Here is a 22114-nt window from a genome sequence, read left to right as displayed (position 1 = left end):
CTTGCCCGGCATGCCGGCCACCGCCGCCTCGACGATGCGAACCGATTCCTCCGGCTCGAGCTTGGGCGCCTCGCCCATGATGCCGAGCACCGTCGTGCCATCCGAGCCGATCGCGTCATAAAAGGCGAAGAGCTTCTCCGTGGAGGCCCAGTCGACCGAGCCGTCCGGCAGAAACGGCGTCGGCGCGATCGGGAACACACCGGAGGCGGCGGCAGTCAGGCTCATGGTGGTGACTTTCAGATGGAATGGGTCGACGTCGGTGACATCCTCGCCGTCATCCCGGACGCAGCGCAGCGGTGTTCCGGGATCCATCGTAGAGCGCAGTTCCCTCCGATGGATCCCGGATCGGCGCCGCTACGCGGCTCGTCCGGGATGACGGGTGAGGTTCGTGCGGATCAGGCGATGCGGGTGCGCACCGTGCCGACGCCGGCGATCTCGCCTTCCAGCACGTCGCCCTTGCTGACGGCGGCGACGCCTTCCGGCGTGCCGGTGAAGATCAGGTCGCCGGGCTTCAGCTCGACGAGGCCGGAGAGGTAAGCGATCGTCTCCTCGACATTCCAGATCTGCTTGGCGAGGTCGGAGGTCTGGCGCACGACGCCGTTGACGGTGAGCTCGATCTTGCCGGCGGCGGGGTGGCCGGACTGGCCGGCGGGCACGATCTCGCCGATCGGGCCCGACCAGTCGAAGCCCTTCGACATGTCCCAGGGACGGCCGGCCTTCTTGGCGGCGTTCTGCAGATCGCGGCGGGTCATGTCGAGCCCGGCGGCATAGCCATAGACATGGGCGAGCGCCTCGCCTTCGGGAATGTCGCGGCCGCCCGTGCCGATGGCGACCACCAGCTCCATCTCGTGGTGAAGATCCTTGGTCTTGGTCGGATAGGGCATGTCGGCGCCGTTGATCAGCAGCGCATCTGCCGGCTTGGTGAAGAAGAACGGCTCCTCGCGATCGGGATCGCCGCCCATCTCGCGGGTGTGCTCGGCATAGTTGCGCCCGACGCAGAAGACGCGGCGCACCGGGAAGGCGCCGCCGCCGGCCACCGGAACCGACACGATGGCGGGTGGATCGATCACATACTGGCTCATGGCGCTTCCTCGGCAGCTCAGCTTGGGCTGTCGGCGTTCATGCGGGAGAGCCGCCGCGATCGCAAGGGCTTGCGAGCGCGGACGGGGCTGCATCGCCGTCAGGACGAAGCGTCACCTGCCGCACGCGCGCGGGCGTTGTGCAGTGCATCGTTGCAACCGGAACGATTTGCCCCCTAGATTGTCGATGGCCGGGCTGATCCGGCAGTTGGAAGACCGGAAGGAATGCAAGTGAGCACGGGAACCGTGAAGTGGTTCAACGAGACCAAGGGCTACGGCTTCATCACGCCCGACCAGGGCGGAAGCGACGTCTTCGTTCATATCAGCGCCGTCGAGCGTTCGGGGTTGAGGGGCCTCAATGAAGGGCAGAAGGTCAGCTTCGACCTCGAGCCCGATCGCAAGACCGGCAAGAATGCGGCGGTGAACCTCAAGGTCGCGTAAGCGACCTTTCCCCCTGCGGGAGCGCGAGCGGCGGCGATATCGCGCCCCGGGCCATGGCGAATCCTGAACGCTTCGGCTGAAGACGATTCCGGGCGTATCCGCCGCCGAAGGCGGCGGATAGATGGCGCGAAGTTGCGACCGCTCAGCTGCGGCCGGGCGCGGGATTGAACAGCCGGCCCCGCTCCACCACCAGCACGATCGCCAGCGCAACGAGGCCGCACAGGGCGAAGCCCAGCGTGATCGGCACGATGGTGCCGTCGAAATGCTGGCCGATGAAGAAGCCCAGCAACGCCCCGACCACCGTGGTGACGAAGCCCTGGACGGAGGACGCCGTGCCGGCGACATGGCCGAGCGGATCCATGGCGAGCGCGCCGAAATTCGGGCCGATCAGCCCGAAGCAGAACATCGCGGCCCCCTGGAACAGCGTAAAGCTCACGAGCGATTCATGGCCCGACAGCGCGACCAGGGCATGGGCGCCGGTGAAGCCGATATAGCCGATCAGCGCGCCATGCGAGACCCGGCGCATGCCCAGCCGCCCGACGATGCGCGAATTCACCAGCGAGGCCGCCGCCATGAACATGGCGATGCCGGCGAAGATGGTGGTGAACAGCTCCGGGCTATGGAAGACGTCGACGAAGACCTGCTGCGCCGAATTGATGAAGCCGAACAGCCCGCCCAGCACGAAGGCCATCGCCAGCATGTAGCCGACGCCGACGCGGTTGGTCAGCGTGGTGCGGAAGGCCGCCGAGACGCTGGCGACGTCGATCGGCTTGCGGTCTTCCGGCCGCTGCGTCTCCGGCAGCCGGAACAGCACGAACAGCATCACCGCGGCGCCGAAGCTGGTCAGCAATCCGAAGATCCAGCGCCAGGGCGCGAGCCAGAGAATCGCCTGGCCGATCGAGGGCGCCAGGATCGGCACGGCGAGGAAGACGATCATCGCCAGCGACATCACCCGCGCCATCTCGCGGCCGGAATAGCAGTCGCGCACGATGGAGACCACGAGCACGCGGGTGGCGGCGGCGCCGATGCCCTGGACGATGCGGGCGATCATCATCGTCTCGAAGGAGCCGGCGAAGGCCGCGGCGATGCTGGCGAGGATATAGACCGACAGGCCGGCCAGCAGCACCGGCCGGCGGCCATAGCGGTCCGAGATGGTGCCGTAGAAGATCTGAGAGACGCCGAAGCCGAGCAGATAGGCGGTGATGATCCACTGGCGCTGATTGGCCTCGGCGATGCCGAGCGCCTGCGCCATCTCCGGCAGGGCCGGCAGCATGGAATCGATGGCGAGCGCGTTCGTCGCCATCAGCGCGGCCGTGAGAGCGACGAAAGGATAAAAGCCCATGCCGTGGCGCGGCCGGACGCTGGCTGTCATGTCGTTCATGGCAAAACTTGCAAAGGGCTGCGCAAAAACGGCGCAGAAAGGGGCGATACCCCCTTGTCGATGCCCCGACTTCTAAAGACGCGGGAGCCGGGAGACAAGCCGCAGAGGTGCGGCTCGCCATGCGCCACACGCGGCGCGGGTGCTCAGCCGGGCCGATGCATCGCAGCGGCCTCGGCGTCGTCGAGCGCGGTGGCGCGCATCGCCGCCGGGCGTGCCGCGAGCTTTTCGGCATAGCTCTCGAAGACCGGGCGCTTCTCGATCGAGCCGAACTGCAAGCCCCATTGGAGATGGGCGCCGACATAGACATCCGCGGCGGTGAAACGATCGCCCGCGATGAAGTCCCGCCCCGCCAGAGCCGTTTCCAGCGTGTCCAGCACCAGCGCGTAATTGCCGTAGCCGACCATGCGCTCCCGCTCGGGCGGGAGCACGACACCCAAGGCCTTGTTGCTCACCGCCGCCTCGAGCGGCCCGGCGGCGAAGAACAGCCAGCGATAATAGGCGGCGCGATCGGCCGGTGCCGGCGCCAGCCCGGCCTGCGGAAAGGCATCGGCGAGATAGGCGCAAATGGCGGCGCATTCGGTCACGACCGCGCCGGAATGGACGATCGTCGGCACCTTGCCCATCGGATTGATGGCGCGGAAGGCCGGACTCTTCATCGCCTCGCCATAGGCCAGCATCTCGACGCGATAGGGCGCGCCGACCTCCTCGAGCATCCAGCGGGCGATGCGCCCACGCGACATCGGGTTGGAATAGAGAATGAGGTCTTCCATGGCACCCTCCCGAGCGGCGTCACAATCGCCGGACCATCGCAGCCGAAGGGCCTGGGAACGGCCGGTTCGGCTCGGCCGGCGCCCTCGCCTGGGATAACCCATCGCCTTCGCGGCCGAAAGGACGCGAGGGGTAGGGGCATCCTGCCTGCCGGCGCGGCACGCCCCTGTCAGCAGCATGGCCTGACCTTCCCGCCGCGGGCTGCTATCCTCACTGCGAAGCAGAGCATGAGCATGGACGAATCACACCCGGCGCGCGGCGTCACCATCGCCGACGGGCGCATGACACTCGACGGCATTCCCGCCGCCTATGTGCAGGATCTCTCCCGGCCCGTGGCGCTGCAGGCGGAGGCCCTGCAGTTCGTCGGCGGCTTCGGCAGCGGCGGCGGCCGGCTGGAGGACAAGCGCCGGATCGAGGCCGAGGCCCGCTTCGTCGATGGCGGGCTGCGGCGCATCGGGCGCGAGGGTACCGCGACCCGGCTGCGGCTGAGCCTGCGCCCGCTCGCGACGGCCGCTGAAGAGGCCCGGCTGCTGCTGGTGATCGGCTGGAGCGAGGCGCAGGGAGAGGATCGCGCCTTCGCCGAAGCCTTTCTGCCGGCGGCGGTGTTCGACACGCTGAAGGCGGACCTGCTGGCGGGGCTGGCGGACGGGCTCGTCCTGCGAGCCACGATGGATCTGTGGATCCGCGAGGCGGATCGGGACCGCCCGGCGGATCGGCCGGTCGACCGCTATCTGGCGCCGCAGGGCGAGGCGAGCGCACCGGCCCGCGGCTTCGTCGAGACCCTGGAATGGCGGCCACCGGCGCGCGCGGAGCCGGCCACGCCTCCTGCCGAGGCGAACCCAACGCCGGCGCCCGAACCAGCCGCCGCCGAGGCGGATGAGGGCGAGAACGAGGAGACCGTCGAGGCGCTCGGCCGGATCAATTGGAGCCTTCGTCAGCTGCTGGTGCTGATGGCCTTCCTGCTGATCATCCTCGCGATCAAGTGATCGAGGAGCCGCGAGCCATCCTTCAGCGGTCGCTCCCCCTGATGCGGCGGAACATCTCGTTCAGCGCCAGAAGGACGAGCGCCAGGATGAAGGGCAGGAGGTAATAGATCACCCGGAACAGCAGCAGCGCGCCGAGCACCTGCTCGAAGGGGATGCGGTTCAGCGCCACCAGCATCGTCGCCTCGAAGACGCCGAGGCCGCCCGGCGAATGGCTGGCGATACCGAGCAGGCAGGCGAAGATATAGGCGGCCAGGAAGGCGGGGTATTCGAGGCCGTAGCCTCCCGGCAGAAGCACGAAGAGCACGGCCGCGGCGGCGCAGACCTCGCAGGCCCCCAGCATCATCTGGCCGAGCGTGATGCCGAGGCCCGGCAGATGCAGGTTCCAGCCCTTGACCCGCAGCGTGCGCTCATCCGTCGCGACCCAGACGAGATAGGCCAGAATCGCCGCGGCGATCAGCGCGCCCACGCCATGCACCACCAGCGGCGAGGTGCGCGCGAGCGCGGCCACCGCATCGGCCGAATAGAATAGGCTGACGCTGAGGATGGCGCCGAGCCCCAGCCAGAAGGTGAGGCCCGCGATCACCGTGAGGCTGGCGATCTCGGAGGGGCGGATGCCCTTGGGCGCATAGATCCAGTAGCGGACGGTGCCGCCGGTCACGATCGGGAAGCCGAGGGTGAACGACACCGAGTAGCTGGTGAAGGAGGCGAGCGCCGTCGTGCGATAGGGGATCGAGAGCCCCAGCCGCTTCAGGGCGAGCGCGTCATAGCCGGTCAGCAGGAGATAGCTCAGCGCGGTGAAGGCGCAGGCGAGGCCGAGCTGGCGCAGGCTGGCATTGCGGAAAGCGCCCGACAGATCGTCCGGGTTCATCTGCCCGATGATGTGCCAGAGCACCGCGAGCGAGGCGCCGAAGATGGCGATGCTCGCCAGCGGTCCGAGCCACCACCAGCGACTGCGCCTGCGCAGGGCCGTTCCTGGCTCGTGCGGGCCGAAAGACATGCGATCTCTTGTCGGTTTTGCGCCGGATCCGGAGCGGCGGCGCCGATTGCAGGCAGCGGCCTTCGCAAGCCACTGCCGCAGACATAGCGCCTGCGGCCCGATTCACAAGGCGCAAGGCGGGCCGCGTGCCGCGCCGTCAGCCTCGCTTGCGGAAAATGCGCAGCGTCCGGAACGGGGCCAGCTCCTCGACGAGGCCGGCCGCGGCCCAGTCCGCGATCAGCGGCTCGGCAGAGGCATAGGCGAAGGAGCCGGTGTAGAACAGGAGATACCCCCCCGCATCCGTTTGGGCGGTGAAGAGATCCATCACCTCCCGGTCGGTCAACGCGCCATAGGCATCGTTGGCCGGCGTGCGGAACTCGCAGGCATGGAACAGGGTCACGATGTCGAAGCGCGGCAGAAGCCGGGGATTGCTGGTGTAGATATCGCCGAAATAGGCGCTGTAGGATTTGGTCAGCGCCGGATTGGCCGTCGCCAGGGTCACGAAGGATTCGTATTCGGGCGGCGAGGCGGTGATCCCGAGGACCGTGCAGGCGAGCGCGGGCTCGGCGCAGCGCAGGCCGACATAATGATGGCCGCCCGTGCCGAAATGGAAGACGCGCTTGCCCGAGAGCCCCTCCGCCTCCAGCCATTCGACGAAATGGACGTCGCAGGGACACTGCGCGACGTCCAGATCCCAATGGACGTTCCAGATGTTCATCGGCGCGGCGGCGGCGGGGGTCGTCATGGCGGCGGCTCCTGTGGCGTCGGGGCCGGACCGCATGCCGGGACGACGAGCCGCATGCGGATGCGGGGCCACGACGCGCGCGGCCCTTCTCCCCCATGTCGCCGGGCTCGACAGAGCCCAGGCGCAGCCACCCCCACATGCCGGTTGACCGGCTTGACGCCAAGGCTGGCGACGCCCTGCTGAACTCGACATGAACGGACGGACCGCGATGCGCGGTCCGCTGCCGCCGCGCGGCTCAGCCGCCGATATTGAAGGCCGCCAACGCCGCCATGTTGACGATATCGGTGTCCTTGGCGCCGAGCGGCACGATCTGCACCGGCTTGTCGAGACCGACGATCAGCGGGCCGATGACGGTGGCGCCGCCCAGTTCCTGCAGCAGCTTGGTCGAGATCGAAGCCGAGTGGAACGCCGGCATGACCAGCACATTCGCCGGTCCCGAGAGCCGGCAGAACGGGTACTGGCCCATGAGATCACGGTTGAGCGCGACATCGGCGGCCATTTCGCCGTCATACTCGAAATCGACGCGCTGCGCGTCGAGCAGGGAGACCGCCTGACGCACCTTCTCCGAACGCTCCCCGGCCGGGTGGCCGAAGGTCGAGAAGGCCAGCATCGCGACCTTGGGCTCATAGCCCAGGCGACGGCCGACGCCGGCGGCCTCGATCGCGATCTCGGAGAGTTCCTGCGCGGTCGGCATCTCGGTGATCGCGGTGTCGGCGACGAGCACGGTGCGATCGCGCGAGATCACCACCGAGACGCCGATCAACCGGTGGCCAGGCTTTTCGTCGATGACGCGGCGAACCTCCTCCAGCGCGATCGAATAGTTGCGGGTCACGCCCGTCACCATCGCGTCGGCATCGCCCAGCGCGACCATGGCCGCTGCGAAGTGGTTGCGGTCCTGGTTGATCAGGCGCTGGCAGTCACGGAACAGATAGCCGTGGCGCTGGAGCCGCTCATAGAGATATTGCGCGTAATTCGCATTGCGGTGCGAGAGCCGGGCATTGTGGATCTCGATGCCCTTGCCCTCGAGATCGACGCCGAGGAAGGCGGCGGTCTCCTGGATGCGCTCGTCGCGGCCGACGAGGATCGCCTGGCCGAGCCCCTGATTGACGAAGGAGGCGGCGGCACGGATGACCTGCTCCTCCTCGCCCTCGGCGAAGACGACGCGCTTGGGATAGCGGCGCACGCGCTCGAAGATGCGGTTCAGCGTGCCGGCGATCGGGTCGCGCCGGGCCGAGAGCTGCGCCTGATAGGCCTTGGTGTCGACGATCGGCTTGCCGGCGACGCCGGAATCCATCGCCGCTTTCGCCACAGCCATCGGCACGACCTGGATCAGCCGCGGGTCGAACGGCACCGGGATGATGTAATCCTTGCCGTAGCGCGGGCGCGAGCCCTGATAGGCGGCGGCGACCTCGTCCGGCACGTCCTCGCGCGCCAGCATCGCCAGCGCCTCGGCCGCGGCGATCTTCATCTCCATGTTGATGGTGGTGGCGCGCACGTCGAGCGCGCCGCGGAAGATGAAGGGGAAGCCGAGGACGTTGTTGACCTGGTTAGGGTAGTCCGAGCGGCCCGTCGCCATGATCGCATCGTCGCGGATGGCATGGACCTCCTCCGGCGTGATCTCCGGATCGGGGTTCGCCATGGCGAAGATGATCGGGTTCGGTGCCATGGAAGCGACCATCTCGGGCGTGACGGCGCCCTTCTGCGACAGGCCGAAGAAGGCGTCCGCCCCCTCCAGCGCCTGCGCCAGCGTGCGCCGGTCGGTGACCGCCGCATGGGCGGATTTCCACTGGTTCATTCCCTCGGTGCGGCCCTGATAGATCACGCCCTTGGTGTCGCAGAGGATGACGTTGTCGGGCTTGAAGCCCATCGCCTTCAACAACTCGATGCAGGCGATGGCGGCCGCGCCGGCGCCGTTGATGACGAGCCGGGTGTCCTTGATGTCGCGGCCGGTGATGTCGAGCGCGTTGATCAGGCCGGCAGCGGCGATGATGGCGGTGCCGTGCTGGTCGTCATGGAAGACGGGAATATCCATGAGCTCGCGCAGGCGCTGCTCGATGATGAAGCATTCCGGCGCCTTGATGTCCTCGAGGTTGATGCCGCCGAAGGAGGGGCCGAGATAGCGCACCGCCTCGATGAACTTGTCCGGATCCTCGGTGTCGACTTCGAGGTCGATCGAATCGACGTCGGCGAAGCGCTTGAACAGCACCGCCTTGCCTTCCATCACCGGCTTGGAGGCGAGCGCGCCGAGATTGCCGAGGCCGAGAATGGCGGTGCCGTTCGAGATCACGGCGACCAGATTGGCGCGGGCGGTGTAGTCGTAGGCGCGGCTGGGGTCGGCGGCGATGGCATGCACCGGCACGGCGACGCCGGGCGAATAGGCGAGCGACAGGTCGCGCTGCGTCGCCATCGGCACCGTGGCCACGACCTCGAGCTTGCCTGGCCGTCCCTGCGAGTGGAACAGCAGCGCCTCCTGGTCCGTAAAGGTCGGACGGGCGCGCTTGTTGGTCGGGCGGTCGGTCATGGCAGGCGTCTTCTTCTTGGCGTTTCCTCGGGGGTGCGACCATAGGGCACGGCGAGGCGGTACCACAAGAAGCGACGTCGGACCGACGGGCCCACGCCTTCGCTGCAGCATGGACAGGTCAGATGCGGCGGCGCACGCCCCCGACGAAATCGGCCACGTAGCTGTCGAGCGCCGCGGTCTGCTCGTCGACCTTGGCGATGGCGGTGGCGAGGCGGGACGCAGCACCGCCCGTGACGCGCGCATCGCTGCCGACGGCGGCGATGCTCATGCTGACCGCGCTGGTGCCACCCGCCACGAGCTGGGCGTCGGAGGCGATGCCGGAGACGATCCCCGACTGGCGCTGGGCCAGACCTGCGATGGCCCCCGAGGTCTGCTCGATCGTGCTGACGGTCTGCTCGATCCGTTCGATGGCCTCCGTGGTCTTGCCCGCCGCCTGGTGAATGCCGACCAGCGTCTCGGCGATGTCGCGCGTCGCGGTCTGCGTCTGCTCGGCGAGGCTCTTCACCTCCCCCGCCACCACCGCAAAGCCGCGCCCGGCCGCCCCGGCCCGGGCCGCCTCGATCGTCGCGTTCAGGGCGAGAAGATTGGTGCGGGTGGCGATGTCCTCGATGAAGCGGAGCACGGCGCTGACCTTGTCGGCCGCTTCGCTGAGGCCGGCGATGTCCCGTCGCGTGTCGCGGACATAGCGGGCGGCCTCGCGCGCGGTCTGGTCCGCGAGCGCGATCTCGCCCGTCAGGTCGCGGATCGAGACCTCGATCTCCTCGGCCGCCCGCGCCACCTTGCCGACGCGGCTCGACATGATTTCGGCCTGAGCGGTCACCTCTTCGGCACGATCCGTCGTCTTGTCCGCACTGGCGGTCATCTCCGCCGCCGCATCCTGCATCGCATGCACCGATTGGGACACCTCGCCGAGCGCGGCCCCCACGCTGCGCTCGAGATCCGAAGCGAGTTCAGCCAGCGCCTTGCTCCGCTCGCCTTCGAGCTGCTGCTTGCGGCCGGACAGGGAGCGTTCGTCGGTGACGTCCAGAAGAAGGCCGTCCCAGATCACGGTGCCGTTCGGGAGATTGCGCCTGGCCGCCTCCGTTCTCAACCAGATGACGCCACCGCCGGGTGCGATGTAACGCCCTTCGAAATGCCAATGGGTCGCGAGCGGGTCCTGGCGCTCCATCGCCTCGGCGAGGCGCCGGCGATCCTCCGGCACCATCAGCGAAAGCCAAGTCTCGGGATCGCGTTCGACATCGGCCCTGGCGACGCCCAGCAGCCGGTCGAGCGCATAGGACGCGAACTGGTATCGCGTCGTGCCGTCGGGAGAGACGATGCGCTGGTAGAGCATGCCCGGCACATGAGAGATCAGCGCCGAGAGCCGAAAGGCCGTCTCCCGCCGCTCTGCGTCGTGCAGGACGACGAGACCGCCGTAGCGCACCCCGAAGGCGTTCGCCGAGGCGGCTGCGATCGCCGTCGCGAGCTCCAGGACGTCGACACGCGGCGACAGGACCGGCATCGGGACGAGCATGATCACCGTGGAAGCCGCCGCCAGCCAGATGACGTCCTGCTGACTCAGCGCCCGGTGCTGTCGCCGCGCGCGCAGGTAAACGAACAGCCCCGCCGCGCCGCTGAGAGCGATGCTGATGATTCCCGGCAAGACGCTGCCGCCCAGCTCATATCGGTAGATCGCGAAGGGGATTGCCGTCAGCAGCATCGCCACGGGGCCCCCCAGCGCCGTAGCGAGCATCGTGCAGGCGTTGCGCGCGTCGATGCGCGTCTCTGCGATCACCCAGGCATCGGCCATGCTGCAGAGCCCTGCCGCCACGAAGACGAGTCCGATCACCACCGATCGCAAGCGGGGAAACTGCCCCAGACGGTGAAGCACCGCCGTCAGCACGAGAGCCGCGAGCAGCACGAACGACAGGCTGTCGATGAGATGGCGCAGGAGCTGCATAAGTCAACATAACGTTACGTTAGACCACACCATGCTTTCAATTGTTGAAAGCTCTCCTAACGGGTGGCCTCGGGCGCGCTTTTTGCTAGCTTGCCCGGCCCATGCTCCAAAGCCCTCCCAGCGACGCCATTCTCCCGGCCAGCCCCGCGCCGGTTGCGCCGGAGCGCGTCACGCCGATGATGGCGCAATATATCGAGATCAAGGCGGCCAATCCGGACTGCCTGCTGTTCTACCGCATGGGGGATTTCTACGAGCTGTTCTTCGGCGATGCCGAGATCGCCTCGCGCACGCTCGGCATCGTGCTGACCAAGCGCGGCAAGCATCAGGGCGACGACATCCCGATGTGCGGCGTGCCGGTGGAGCGGGCCGACGACTATCTCCAGAGGCTGATCGCGGCCGGCCATCGCGTGGCGGTGTGCGAGCAGACCGAGGATCCGGCCGAGGCCAAGAAGCGCGGCGGCAAATCGGTGGTGAAGCGCGACGTGGTGCGGCTGGTGACGCCCGGCACGATCACCGAGGAGCGCCTGCTGGAGCCGGGGCGGGCCAGCCTGCTGCTGGCGGTGGCGCGGCGCCGGACCGGCGAGGCGGCTTCCCTCTACGGGCTGGCGGCCATCGACATCTCGACCGGGCGCTTCACCGTGATGGAGACGCCGCAGGACCGGCTGGCGATCGAACTGGCGCGGCTGGAGCCGCGCGAAATCGTCTGCCCCGACGCGATCCATGACGACCCGGAGCTGAAGGACTTTTGGCGCGAGGTCGCCGCGCCCGTGACGCCGCTCGCCCGCGACGGGCTCGACGCGGCCTCGGCCGAGCGACGGCTGAAGGCGTTTTTCGGCGTCGCGACGCTCGACGCCTTCGGCGCCGTCAGCCGCGCCGAGATCGCCGCGGCGGGGGCGGCGCTCGCCTATGTCGAGCGGACGCAGCTGGGCGCACGCCCGCCGCTCTCGCCGCCGGTGCGGGATGCCGGCTCGGCCACCATGCTGATCGACGCGGCGACGCGCGCCAATCTGGAGCTGACCCGCACGCTCGGCGGCGAGCGTCAGGGCAGCCTGCTCGCCGCGATCGACCGCACGGTGACGCCCGGCGGCACGCGGCTGCTGGCCGAGCGGCTGGCCGGCCCGCTGACCGACCCGGCGGCCATCGCCGCCCGGCATGACGGGCTCGCACTGCTGATCGGCAATTCCGGGCTGCGCGAGGAGCTGCGCGGCGCGCTTGGCAAGGTGCCGGACATCGCGCGGGCGCTGGCGCGGCTTTCGCTGGATCGGGGCGGGCCGCGCGATCTGGCTGCCCTCGGCGCGGGGCTCGAGGCCGCGCGCGCCATCGCAGCGATGCTGGTGCGCGCGGGCAACCTGCCGGCCGAGATCGGCCGGGCCATGCGCGCGCTGGGGGCGAGCGATCCGGATCTGCCCGCGCAGCTTTCGCAGGCGCTGGCGGAAGAGCTGCCGCTTCTGCGCCGCGACGGGCGCTTCGTGCGCGAGGGCCATGATCCGGCGCTGGACGAGTTGCGCCTGTTGCAGGTCGATTCGCGCAAGGTGATCGCGCAGCTGCAGGCACGCTACGCCGCCGAGACCGGCTGCCGCACGCTGCGCATCAAGCACAATGCGATGCTCGGCTATTTCGTCGAGGTGCCGCAGGCGATGGGCGAGGAGTTCCTCAAGGAGCCCTGGCGCGCCACATTCGTCCACCGCCAGACGATGTCGGACGCGATGCGCTTCACCTCGGTCGAACTCGGCGAACTGGAGGCCAAGATCGCCTCGGCAGCGGACCGCGCGCTCAAGCTGGAGCTGGCGATCTTCGCGCGGCTCGCCGGGCTGGTACTCGGGCAGATCGAGCCGATCCAGGCGGTCGCGCAGGCACTGGCGGAGCTGGACGTCGCGGCCGCTCTCGCCGAGCTTGCCGCCAGCGAAGGCTGGACGCGGCCGCTGGTCGACGACAGCGGCGCCTTCACCATCACGCGCGGTCGCCATCCGGTGGTCGAGGCGGCGCTGAAGCGGGACGGCAAGCCCTTCGTGGCCAACGACACCGAGCTTTCGGCGCCGGGGGCCGAGGGCAAGGGCGGACGCATCTGCCTGATCACCGGTCCGAACATGGCCGGCAAATCGACCTTTTTGCGGCAGAACGCCCTGATCGCCGTGCTGGCGCAGATGGGTGCCTTCGTCCCGGCCGAGCATGCTCATCTCGGCATCGTCGACCGACTCTTCTCCCGTGTCGGTGCCGCCGACGATCTGGCGCGCGGGCGCTCGACCTTCATGGTCGAGATGGTCGAGACCGCCGCGATCCTGAACCAGGCGGGCCCGCGCGCGCTCGTCATCCTCGACGAGATCGGCCGCGGCACCGCCACCTTCGACGGGCTCTCGATCGCCTGGGCGGCGATCGAGCATCTGCACGAGGTCAATCGCTGCCGCAGCCTGTTCGCGACGCATTATCACGAGCTGACCGCGCTCGCCGAAAGGCTGGAGCGCGTCGCCAACGCCACCGTCCGCGTCACCGAATGGAAGGGCGAAGTCGTCTTCCTGCACGAGGTGGTGCCCGGCGCGGCCGACCGCTCCTACGGCATCCAGGTCGCCAAGCTCGCGGGGCTGCCCCCGGCGGTGGTCGAGCGGGCCAGAGCCATTCTCGGCGAGTTGGAGAAGACCGAGCGCGAAAAGCCCGCCGCCTCGCTGATCGACGATCTGCCGCTCTTCGCCGTGCCGCAGCGCCGGGCCGCGCCGGCACCCGCCACCGACGCACCGGACGGGCTGCGCGAGGCGCTGGCGGGGCTCGACCCGGACGAGATGACCCCGCGCGAGGCGCTGGACGCGCTCTACCGGCTGAAGCGGCTGGGCTGAGGCGCACGGCCTCGCTCGCCCCGTTTTCCGACCGATCACCGCCACGCATGGCTGGGGCGCCGATCTTTGACTTGAACCGGGACCCCGCATGCCGCCACCATGACCCGCTTCTCGAGCCTGGAACCCGATCATGACCGCCGTCCCGCCGACCTTGCCCACCTATGCCGACGTCCTCACGGCGGCCGAGCGCCTCGCCGGCGTCGCGCATCGCACCCCGGCCCTGTCCTCGGCCACCGCCAACCGGCGCAGCGAGGCGAGCCTCGTCTTCAAGGCCGAGAACCTGCAGCGGATGGGCGCCTTCAAGTTCCGCGGCGGCTACAACGCCATCGCCGCGCTGTCGCCCGACCGGAAGAAAGCCGGCGTCCTGACCTTCTCCTCCGGCAATCATGCCCAGGCGATCGCCTATGCGGGCAAGCTGCTCGGCGTGCCGACCACGATCATCATGCCGGAGGACGCCCCCCGCGCGAAGGTGGAGGCGACGCAGGGCTATGGCGGGCAGGTGGTGCGCTATGACCGCTACAGCCAGGACCGTCTCGAAATCGGGAACCGCATCGCCACCGAGCGCGGGCTGACGCTGATCCCGCCTTACGACCAGGCCGAGGTCATCGCCGGCCAGGGGACGGCGACGAAGGAGCTGATCGAGGATGCCGGGCCCTTCGACATGCTGTTCGTCTGCCTCGGCGGCGGGGGATTGCTGGCCGGAGCGGCGCTGGCCGCCAAGGCGCTGAATCCGAACTGCCGCGTCTTCGGCGTCGAGCCGGAGGCCGGCAATGACGGGCAGCAATCGCTGCGCTCGGGCCAGATCGTCAAGATCGGTGTCCCCAAGACGATCGCGGACGGTGCGCAGACGGCCTTTCTCGGCGACCTGACCTTCCCGATCATCCAGCGCGACGTCGAGGACATCGTCACCGTCAGCGATGCCGAACTCGTCGAGACGATGCGCTTCTTCGCCGAACGGATGAAGCTCGTGGTCGAGCCGACGGGGTGCCTCGCCGCCGCTGCCGCCCTCACCGGCAAGGTGCCGGTCGCGGGCAAGCGCGTCGGCGTCATCATCAGCGGCGGCAATGTCGACCTGGCGAGCTTCGCGCGCTTCCTCGCGCCCGCCGCCTGAAACGGGACGCCTGCGCCGTTTCGAGAGCCGGCAGCAATCCGGCGTTGACGTCGAGCCGGCGAGCGATTATAGCCCCTCCACTCGCGGCGGCCTGCGCAAGCTCGGCCGCCGCCCCGCTTTTCCATCAAGAAGCGTCCAGAGCGGCCGGCAATAATGCCAGGCACGCGGGCGCGTTGAAGACGAGGACGTTTCGATGGCCAATACGACGTCGGCCAAGAAGGCTACGCGCAAGATCGCCCGCCGCACCGAGGTCAACAAGGCGCGCCGCTCGCGGATGCGCACCTTCCTGCGCAAGGTCGAGGAGGCGATCGCCGCCGGCGACAAGAGCGCCGCTGCCGAGGCCCTGAAGGCCGCCCAGCCGGAAATCATGCGCGCCGCGCAGAAGGGCGTGGTTCACAAGAACACCGCCTCCCGCAAGGTCTCGCGCCTCGCCCATCGCGTCAGCGCTCTGGCCTCCTGAGCGGCCTTTTTCCAGCATTGCGACGCATTCGAAACCCGGCCCTCGCGGCCGGGTTTTTTCGTTGGCTAGCAGGCCTCTGTTGCGGGTGCGCAACAGCGCGCGAAGCATGATCCGGACGCGCTTTTCAAGCCGATTCATGAGCCTTTCCACACCCTTGCGCTCTTGACTCAGGCAGTCGTTTCGGGGCGCGAAACAGGCCTCGGAGCCCCCCGCCGCCGCTCATGAAAAGGCTTTGTTTTTCATTACGTTAGCGGGCAAAGCAGTTTGGCGGGCGGAATCCCGGCGACTCCATGGCGGGGATCGAGCCCCAACGAAAAAAAAGATTCGCGGCGCGCGGGGCCGCAGAGGTTCAAGAAAATCTTAAATTCCCCAACCTTTTGCACGCTTCGCACAGCCAAAGCGGTGGGAGGCGGGGGACGGAATCGGCGGGGTGGGCGGGAGGGGATATTGCAGGCGCCCGAGCCCGCCCTGTAAGGTCTTTTCATCGCCGGGCGGACAGCAATGACCGCGGCGGCGGTTTCCAAAGATTAGCGGTGTTCAGGCTCGCGACCATGGAGGTTGGAGGATGCGGTTCTTTGTCTTGATGTGTTGAGATGAAGTCCGGCATCGTCCAAGGGCGAGCCTTTCAAGCGTAATCGACAGGATCGGGATCCACCATCCGCACCGCCGCGAGGTTGTGCGGAAAGGGAGCCCTTTTAACCGGACAACAGCGCCGGGAAAGGTGGCCGCTCGCGCGCCGCCCTTCGAAAGGCGCGCATTTTTCAAGCGATTGGGGCCATTGATGTTAGAGCGGCATGATTTCGGTGACAGCCTCGACAGAACGGCAGTGGTGGTGACGATGGTGGACGATGCGGCGCCGGCCGGAGCCGGCGAGCCCTCCACCAAGGAGGCCTGGGAGCGCGTGCGGCGCCGCCTGCGTGCCGAGCTCGGCGAGGATGTATTCTCGAGCTGGTTCGCCCGGCTGGAGCTGGCCGGCATTCTCGAAGGCGTCGCCTATCTGACCGTGCCCACCCGCTTCCTGAAGAGCTGGCTGGAGGCGCATTACGCCGAGCGGCTGCGCCTGAACTGCGCCGCCGAGCTGCCCGCGCCGAACGGCGTCATTCTCTCCGTGCGCCAGGTCGCCCGCGACATGGCCGCGGCTCCGCTGGCGGAGCCCCCCCCGCGCAGCCGGCCCGCGAGCCCGGCCGCCCCCGCCAAGACGGACGGCGCCGCCGACCTGCCGGCGGCGGGAGCGAGCGCCATGGAGGCCGACAGCGTCGATGCCTGCGGCACCGGCCTCGACCGGCGCATGACCTTCCAGAGCTTCGTCGTCGGCAAGTCCAACCAGCTCGCCTTCGCGGCGGCCGAGCGCATCGCCGCCGCGCCGGCCGGCCAGAGCCCCTACAACCCGCTCTATCTCCATGCCGGCGTCGGCCTCGGCAAGACGCATCTGCTGCAGGCGATCGCGCAGGAAGCGCGCGCCCAGGGCAAGCGCGTCGCCTATTTCACCGCCGATCGCTTCATGTACGGCTTCGTCGCCGCGCTGAAGTCGCAGACGGCGCTCGCCTTCAAGGAGAAGCTGCGCGGCATCGACCTGCTCGTCGTGGACGACGTGCAGTTCATCCAGGGCAAGTCGATCCAGCAGGAATTCGGCCACACGATCAATGCGCTGCTCGATGCCGGCAAGCAGATCGTGGTGGCGGGCGACCGGCTCGCCGGCGAGCTCGAGGCGCTGGACGAGCGCATCCGCTCGCGGCTGGGCGGCGGTCTGGTGGTCGAGGTCGGGGAGCTCGACGAGGCGCTGCGCGCCACCATTCTCGGCAGCCGGCTGGGCGCCCTGCAGAACACTCATCCCAATTTCCAGGTGAGCCCCGACGTCGTCGCCTATGTCGCCCGCGTCGTCGCCACCAATGGCCGCGATCTCGACGGCGCCGCCAACCGGTTGCTGGCCCATGCCACGCTTTCCGGCCAGCTGGTGACGCTGGAGACGGCCGAGGCCGCGATCCGCGATCTCGTCCGCACCCGCGAGCCGCGCCGCGTCAAGATCGAGGACATCCAGAAGCTCGTCGCGACGCGCTACAATGTCAGCCGCGCCGATATCCTCTCCGAGCGGCGCACCGCCGCGGTGGTGAAGCCGCGCCAGATCGCCATGTATCTGGCCAAGTCGCTGACGCCGCGCTCGCTGCCCGAGATCGGCCGCCGCTTCGGCGGGCGCGACCACACCACGGTGCTGCACGCCGTGCGCAAGATCGAGAAGGCCATCGGCGAGGACCGCTCGCTGCATGACGAGGTCGACCTGCTGAAGCGCATGCTGCAGGAGTGAGCGGGCCGAACCGACGATCCGGCGCGCCGGGCCGCGGCCCGGCGGCCAGATGATTGTGATCGCGGCGGCGCACGCTCTTGCGTGCATCGCGCCGGTCCTGCAATGTCGCCGGCCACTCATTCCGGCCCGGACGGTCCCGTCCGGGCGACCAGCGCCAGAAGACTAGCCCATCATGAAGGTCACGGTCGAACGTTCCACGCTGCTCAAGTCGCTCGGCCACGTGCATCGCGTGGTCGAACGCCGCAACACGATCCCGATCCTGTCCAATCTGTTGCTGAGCGCCGGTGAAGGCGGGCTGCGGCTGAAGGCGACCGACCTCGATATCGAGGTGGTCGAGACGATCCCGGCCGACGCGGCCGAGCCCGGCGCCACCACCGTCCCGGCCCACACCCTCTACGACATCGTCCGCAAGCTCGCCGACGGGGCGCAGGTCTCGCTGGAGACGACCGGCGACACCGGCCTCGTGCTGCGCTCCGGCCGCTCTCGCTTCCAGCTCCAGACCCTGCCGGAAAGCGACTTCCCCGACATCACCGCCGGCGAGATGGCGCATCGCTTCGTGCTGCCGGCCGGCGAGCTCAAGCGCCTGATCGACAAGACGCAGTTCGCGATCTCGACCGAGGAGACGCGCTACTATCTCAACGGCATCTATCTCCACACGATCGACGTGGACGGCCGCCCGGTGCTGCGCGCCGTCGCGACGGACGGGCACAGGCTCGCCCGCGTCGACACCGCCGCCCCGCAGGGCTCGGTCGGCATGCCGGGCGTGATCGTGCCGCGCAAGGCCGTGGCCGAGATCCAGAAGCTGCTCGAGGATGGCGAGAGCGAGGTCGCGGTCGAGCTGTCCGGCTCGAAGATCCGCGTCGCGACCGCCGCCGTGGTGCTGACCTCCAAGCTGATCGACGGCACCTTCCCCGATTACCAGCGCGTCATCCCCAGCGGCAACGACAAGCGCCTGACCGTGGACAAGGGCGATTTCGCAGCCTCCGTCGACCGCGTCTCGACCATCTCGTCCGAGCGCGGCCGGGCCGTGAAGCTCTCCATGGCGGATGGGCGCATGACGCTGTCGGTCACCAATCCCGATTCCGGTTCCGCGACCGAGGAAATCGAAGTCGATTACGAGGCGAGCCCGCTCGATATCGGTTTCAACGCCCGCTATCTGATGGATATCGCCGCGCAGCTCGACGGCGACACCGCGCTGCTGAAGCTCGCCGATCCCGGCTCGCCGACCGTGATCCAGGATCGCGAGGGCGCGTCCGCGCTCTATGTCCTGATGCCGATGCGGGTGTGAGGGCTTTCCGCTCGTGACAGCCGTCTCACGGCTGATCCTGCAGGATTTCCGTTCCTACGAGGCCCTCGATCTGACGATCGGGGGCCGCATCGTTGCGCTGATCGGCGAGAACGGGGCCGGCAAGACCAATCTCCTCGAAGCGCTCTCCCTCTTCGCTCCGGGCCGTGGCCTGCGCCGCGCCGAGCTGCCGGCCATGGCCCGTCAGGGCGGCGATGGCTCCTTCGCGGTTTCGGTCACGCTCGCCGGGGAGGCGGGGCGGCTCGGCGTCGGGCTGTCGGCTCCCGATGCGGAAGGCCGGCGGGCGCGGCTCGCCCGCATCGACGGGGAGGCAGCCGGCTCGGCGCTGGCCTTCAGCGAGTATCTGCGGCTGGTCTGGCTGACACCGGATCTCGACGGGCTGTTTCGCGGGGCGGCCGGCGACCGGCGCCGCTTTCTCGACCGGCTGGTGCTGGCGGTCGATCCCGGCCATGCCACGCGCTCCAGCGCGCTGGAACGGGCGCTGCGCTCGCGCAACCGCATTCTGGAGGAAAGTCCCGGCCAGGGCCAATGGCTCGACGCGATCGAGCGCGAGATCGCCGAGCTCGGCGTGGCGGTGGCGGCGGCGCGGTCCGAGACCGTGGCGCGGCTGAGCGGCATCATCGGCGAGACCCGCGAGGACGGATCGCCGTTCCCCCACGCCATGATCGCGCTCTCGGGCGAGATCGACGAGCTGGTGGCGCGGCTGCCGGCCCTCGATGCGGAGGATGGCTATCGCGACCTGCTGCGGCGGGGCCGCGCCCGCGACAAGGCCGCCGGGCGCACGCTGGTGGGGCCGCAGGCCTCCGACCTCGAGGTCCGCCACGGGCCCAAGGACATTCCGGCCGGCCAGGGCTCGACCGGCGAGCAGAAGGCGCTGCTGATCGGGCTCGTCCTCGCCCATGCCCGGCTCGTCGCGGCGATGAGCGGGATCAGGCCGCTCGTGCTGCTGGATGAGATCGCCGCCCATCTCGACCCACGCCGGCGCGCTGCGCTCTATGAAGGGCTTACCGGGCTGGGCTGCCAGGTCTGGATGACCGGGGCGGATGCCGCGCTGTTCGGCGATCTGCCAGTGGGCTCGCAGCGGGTTCTGGTGGAAGCTGGCAGGGCGATCAGCGAATAGGCTGGCCTCCGCCGCTTTCCTGCGGCACACCCGGCCCCATGTCCTCCTCCCGCGAATCAGAGGCCCGCGCGGTCCTGAAATCCGCCTTCGGCTATGATGATTTCCGCCCCGGCCAGTGGGAGGTGATCGCGGCCGCGCTCGCCGACGAAGATGTCTTCGCCGTGATGCCGACGGGCTCGGGCAAATCCATGTGCTACCAGCTGCCCGCGCTGGTGGCGGGCGGGCTGACGCTCGTGGTCTCGCCGCTGATCGCGCTGATGCGCGACCAGGTCGGGCAATTGGTGCGCGCCGGGGTGCCGGCCGCCTCGCTCAATTCGATGAACAGCGAGCAGGAGGCGGCGCAGGCCTGGGATCTGCTGAATTCCGGCAGCCTGCGCCTGCTCTTCGTCTCGCCGGAGCGGCTGGCCGGGGACGGGCTCGTCGGCCGGCTGAAGCGGCTCGGCGTCACGCGCCTCGCCATCGACGAGGCGCATTGCGTCTCGCAATGGGGGCATGATTTCCGGCCCGAATACAGGCTGCTCGCCAAGGCGCGGGAGGCTCTGGGCGGGGTCCCGGTCACCGCGCTCACCGCCACCGCCGACAGGCAGACGCGCGACGACATCGCCCAGCAGCTCTTCCCCGCCCCGCCGCATATGGTGGTGCATTCCTTCGACCGGCCGAACCTGAAGCTCGCTTTCGCGCCGAAGGACCAGCCGCGGCGGCAGATCGACGATTTCCTGCGCCGGCATCGCGGCGGCTCGGGCATCGTCTATTGCGCCTCGCGCAGCAAGACCGAGCGGCTCGCCGAGGGGCTGCGCGAGAAGGGCTGGAACGCCCTGCCCTATCATGCCGGGCTGGACCAGGCCGAGCGCAACCGCAACCAGGACGTCTTCCTGCAGGAGGACGGCGTCGTGGTCTGCGCGACGATCGCCTTCGGCATGGGCATCAACAAGCCGGATGTGCGCTTCGTCGTGCATCACGACATGCCGGCCTCGATCGAGGGCTATTACCAAGAGATCGGCCGCGCCGGACGCGACGGTCTGCCGGCCGACACGCTGACGCTCTACGGCACCGACGACATGGCGCTGCGGCGCCGGCAGATCGACGAGAAGGCGATCGACGAGGAGCGCCGGGCGATCGAGCACAAGCGGCTCAACGCCATGATCGATCTGTGCGAGAACGCGCTGTGCCGCCGCTCGGCGCTGCTGGCCTATTTCGGCGAAGAGGTCGCTCCCTGCCGGCACGGGCAGGCGCCGCTGCGCTGCGATCTGTGCGGCGAGGGCGCGCCCGCGCTCGCCGATGTCACGCTCGATGCGCGCAAGCTGCTCTCGGCCGTGATCCGCACCGGGCAGCGCTTCGGCGCCGGCCATCTCGCCGATATCCTCACCGGCTCGGCGACGGAAGCGGTGCGGCGCCAGAACCATGACGGGCTGAAGACTTTCGGCGTGGGGCAGGACAAGCCCAAAGCCTCGTGGATGGCGCTGACGCGCAAGCTCTTCGCCGCCGACGCGCTGGCCGAAGCCAGCCACGAGCATGGCGGCTTCCGGCTGACGCCGAAGGGGGAGGACATCCTGTTCGGTCGCGAGAGCATCGCGCTCAGGGCCGACACCCATGTGCCGCGCGCGCGGCGCTCCGAGCGCGAGGCGGCGCGCGCCGACGGGCTCGACGAGGGCACGGCCGGGCTGTTCGAGCATCTGCGCAAGCTCAGGCTCTCGCTGGCGCGGGAGGAGGGCGTGGCGGCCTATATCATCTTCACCGACCGCACCCTGATCGCGATGGCGCGGGAGCGGCCGGCGACGCTGGACGAGATGCGCCGCATCGACGGCGTCGGCGAGCGCAAGCTCACGCAATATGGCGAGGCCTTCCTGGAGGCGATCGGGGAATTCGCGGGGTAGGCCGAGGCGCATCTTCAGTCCGAGGAGCGAGGTGAAAACGCCCCTCTACGCGCACGCACGCGAGGGCGCGTGAAAAAGCCATCGTCAGCGGCTATAGTGGCCCCTCGAATCAAGAGGATCGCGGGCGCTTGCTCGCCCGCTCAGGAACCGCTTCATGACCGATGCCGCGCTCAGCGCCCAGCCCAACGAATACGGCGCCGATTCCATCAAGGTTCTCAAGGGGCTGGACGCGGTCCGCAAGCGGCCGGGCATGTATATCGGCGACACCGATGACGGC

17 protein-coding genes are annotated in these 22114 nt (G+C 69.0%); 9 read left to right on the top strand and 8 right to left on the bottom strand.

Annotated features, from left to right (window positions below):
* Positions 1–312, bottom strand: a 312-nt coding sequence (locus tag ACOJTB_RS06120; RefSeq protein ID WP_420101632.1) for a dihydrodipicolinate synthase family protein, incomplete at its 3' end; no start/stop codon positions are given.
* A gap of 83 nt (positions 313–395) precedes the next feature.
* Entirely contained in the window at positions 396–1082 is a 687-nt protein-coding gene (locus ACOJTB_RS06115; protein WP_420101631.1) for a fumarylacetoacetate hydrolase family protein, read from the bottom strand.
* Between the two features lie 228 nt (positions 1083–1310).
* Here ACOJTB_RS06115 and ACOJTB_RS06110 point away from each other — a divergent pair, with 228 nt between their 5' ends.
* Complete coding sequence (locus ACOJTB_RS06110; RefSeq protein ID WP_420101630.1) at positions 1311–1520, top strand: cold-shock protein; 210 nt, start codon at positions 1311–1313, stop codon at positions 1518–1520.
* Positions 1521–1662: 142 nt separating this feature from the next.
* On the opposite strand, the gene ACOJTB_RS06105 is transcribed toward ACOJTB_RS06110, so the two are convergent.
* Positions 1663–2901 carry a multidrug effflux MFS transporter gene (locus ACOJTB_RS06105; protein WP_420101629.1) on the bottom strand — a complete coding sequence of 413 codons (1239 nt, stop codon included), beginning with the start codon at positions 2899–2901 and terminating at the stop codon, positions 1663–1665.
* Positions 2902–3044: 143 nt separating this feature from the next.
* The gene (locus ACOJTB_RS06100; protein ID WP_420101628.1) at positions 3045–3671 is read right to left on the bottom strand and encodes a glutathione S-transferase family protein; all 627 of its coding nucleotides are present in this window, start codon (positions 3669–3671) and stop codon (positions 3045–3047) included.
* Positions 3672–3902: 231 nt separating this feature from the next.
* On the opposite strand from ACOJTB_RS06100, the gene ACOJTB_RS06095 reads away from it, so the two are divergent.
* Positions 3903–4655, top strand: a complete 753-nt coding sequence (locus ACOJTB_RS06095) for a hypothetical protein (RefSeq protein WP_420101627.1) — start codon at positions 3903–3905, stop codon at positions 4653–4655.
* 22 nt (positions 4656–4677) lie between these two features.
* On the opposite strand, the gene ACOJTB_RS06090 is transcribed toward ACOJTB_RS06095, so the two are convergent.
* From ACOJTB_RS06090 to ACOJTB_RS06075, 4 genes are all read right to left on the bottom strand, one after another.
* On the bottom strand, positions 4678–5652 hold the full coding sequence (locus ACOJTB_RS06090; protein WP_420101626.1) for a lysylphosphatidylglycerol synthase domain-containing protein: 975 nt from the start codon (positions 5650–5652) through the stop codon (positions 4678–4680).
* Between the two features lie 136 nt (positions 5653–5788).
* The gene (locus tag ACOJTB_RS06085; RefSeq protein WP_420101625.1) at positions 5789–6376 is read right to left on the bottom strand and encodes a hypothetical protein; all 588 of its coding nucleotides are present in this window, start codon (positions 6374–6376) and stop codon (positions 5789–5791) included.
* Between the two features lie 235 nt (positions 6377–6611).
* Positions 6612–8897, bottom strand: coding sequence for an NADP-dependent malic enzyme (locus ACOJTB_RS06080; RefSeq protein ID WP_420101624.1), 2286 nt, complete (start codon positions 8895–8897; stop codon positions 6612–6614).
* A gap of 118 nt (positions 8898–9015) precedes the next feature.
* The gene (locus tag ACOJTB_RS06075) at positions 9016–10836 is read right to left on the bottom strand and encodes a methyl-accepting chemotaxis protein (protein ID WP_420101623.1); all 1821 of its coding nucleotides are present in this window, start codon (positions 10834–10836) and stop codon (positions 9016–9018) included.
* A gap of 101 nt (positions 10837–10937) precedes the next feature.
* Between ACOJTB_RS06075 and mutS the strand changes: the two genes are divergently transcribed.
* The 7 genes from mutS (at position 10938) to recQ (ending at position 21837) form a co-directional block, all read left to right on the top strand.
* Positions 10938–13664 carry a DNA mismatch repair protein MutS gene (gene mutS, locus ACOJTB_RS06070; RefSeq protein WP_420101622.1) on the top strand — a complete coding sequence of 909 codons (2727 nt, stop codon included), beginning with the start codon at positions 10938–10940 and terminating at the stop codon, positions 13662–13664.
* Between the two features lie 130 nt (positions 13665–13794).
* A complete protein-coding gene (locus ACOJTB_RS06065) occupies positions 13795–14775 on the top strand; it encodes a threo-3-hydroxy-L-aspartate ammonia-lyase (protein ID WP_420101621.1) in 981 nt (326 codons plus the stop codon).
* A gap of 193 nt (positions 14776–14968) precedes the next feature.
* Positions 14969–15235, top strand: a complete 267-nt coding sequence (rpsT, locus tag ACOJTB_RS06060) for a 30S ribosomal protein S20 (RefSeq protein WP_420101620.1) — start codon at positions 14969–14971, stop codon at positions 15233–15235.
* A gap of 838 nt (positions 15236–16073) precedes the next feature.
* Positions 16074–17537, top strand: a complete 1464-nt coding sequence (gene dnaA / locus ACOJTB_RS06055; RefSeq protein ID WP_420101633.1) for a chromosomal replication initiator protein DnaA — start codon at positions 16074–16076, stop codon at positions 17535–17537.
* A 172-nt stretch (positions 17538–17709) separates the two neighbouring features.
* Positions 17710–18825, top strand: a complete 1116-nt coding sequence (dnaN, locus tag ACOJTB_RS06050) for a DNA polymerase III subunit beta (protein WP_420101619.1) — start codon at positions 17710–17712, stop codon at positions 18823–18825.
* Positions 18826–18838: 13 nt separating this feature from the next.
* Positions 18839–19963, top strand: a complete 1125-nt coding sequence (recF, locus tag ACOJTB_RS06045; RefSeq protein WP_420101618.1) for a DNA replication/repair protein RecF — start codon at positions 18839–18841, stop codon at positions 19961–19963.
* Between the two features lie 38 nt (positions 19964–20001).
* The gene (gene recQ, locus ACOJTB_RS06040; RefSeq protein ID WP_420101617.1) at positions 20002–21837 is read left to right on the top strand and encodes a DNA helicase RecQ; all 1836 of its coding nucleotides are present in this window, start codon (positions 20002–20004) and stop codon (positions 21835–21837) included.
* The last annotated feature ends 277 nt before the right edge of the window (positions 21838–22114 follow it).

This window comes from Allobosea sp. (assembly GCF_048595345.1).
Lineage (GTDB): Bacteria > Pseudomonadota > Alphaproteobacteria > Rhizobiales > Beijerinckiaceae > Allobosea.
This window is presented reverse-complemented; position numbering and strand designations above follow the sequence as displayed.

Excerpts from the sequence above, each read along its gene's own strand:
- mutS (WP_420101622.1), top strand. The coding sequence starts at position 10,938 with ATGCTCCAAAGCCCTCCCAGCGACGCCATTCTCCCGGCCAGCCCCGCG.
- recQ (WP_420101617.1), top strand. The coding sequence starts at position 20,002 with ATGTCCTCCTCCCGCGAATCAGAGGCCCGCGCGGTCCTGAAATCCGCC.
- ACOJTB_RS06080 (WP_420101624.1), bottom strand. The coding sequence starts at position 8,897 with ATGACCGACCGCCCGACCAACAAGCGCGCCCGTCCGACCTTTACGGAC.
- ACOJTB_RS06115 (WP_420101631.1), bottom strand. The coding sequence starts at position 1,082 with ATGAGCCAGTATGTGATCGATCCACCCGCCATCGTGTCGGTTCCGGTG.
- dnaN (WP_420101619.1), top strand. The coding sequence starts at position 17,710 with ATGAAGGTCACGGTCGAACGTTCCACGCTGCTCAAGTCGCTCGGCCAC.
- dnaA (WP_420101633.1), top strand. The coding sequence starts at position 16,074 with ATGGTGGACGATGCGGCGCCGGCCGGAGCCGGCGAGCCCTCCACCAAG.
- ACOJTB_RS06065 (WP_420101621.1), top strand. The coding sequence starts at position 13,795 with ATGACCGCCGTCCCGCCGACCTTGCCCACCTATGCCGACGTCCTCACG.
- ACOJTB_RS06075 (WP_420101623.1), bottom strand. The coding sequence starts at position 10,836 with ATGCAGCTCCTGCGCCATCTCATCGACAGCCTGTCGTTCGTGCTGCTC.
- ACOJTB_RS06105 (WP_420101629.1), bottom strand. The coding sequence starts at position 2,901 with ATGAACGACATGACAGCCAGCGTCCGGCCGCGCCACGGCATGGGCTTT.
- ACOJTB_RS06085 (WP_420101625.1), bottom strand. The coding sequence starts at position 6,376 with ATGACGACCCCCGCCGCCGCCGCGCCGATGAACATCTGGAACGTCCAT.
- ACOJTB_RS06095 (WP_420101627.1), top strand. The coding sequence starts at position 3,903 with ATGGACGAATCACACCCGGCGCGCGGCGTCACCATCGCCGACGGGCGC.
- rpsT (WP_420101620.1), top strand. The coding sequence starts at position 14,969 with ATGGCCAATACGACGTCGGCCAAGAAGGCTACGCGCAAGATCGCCCGC.
- ACOJTB_RS06090 (WP_420101626.1), bottom strand. The coding sequence starts at position 5,652 with ATGTCTTTCGGCCCGCACGAGCCAGGAACGGCCCTGCGCAGGCGCAGT.
- ACOJTB_RS06100 (WP_420101628.1), bottom strand. The coding sequence starts at position 3,671 with ATGGAAGACCTCATTCTCTATTCCAACCCGATGTCGCGTGGGCGCATC.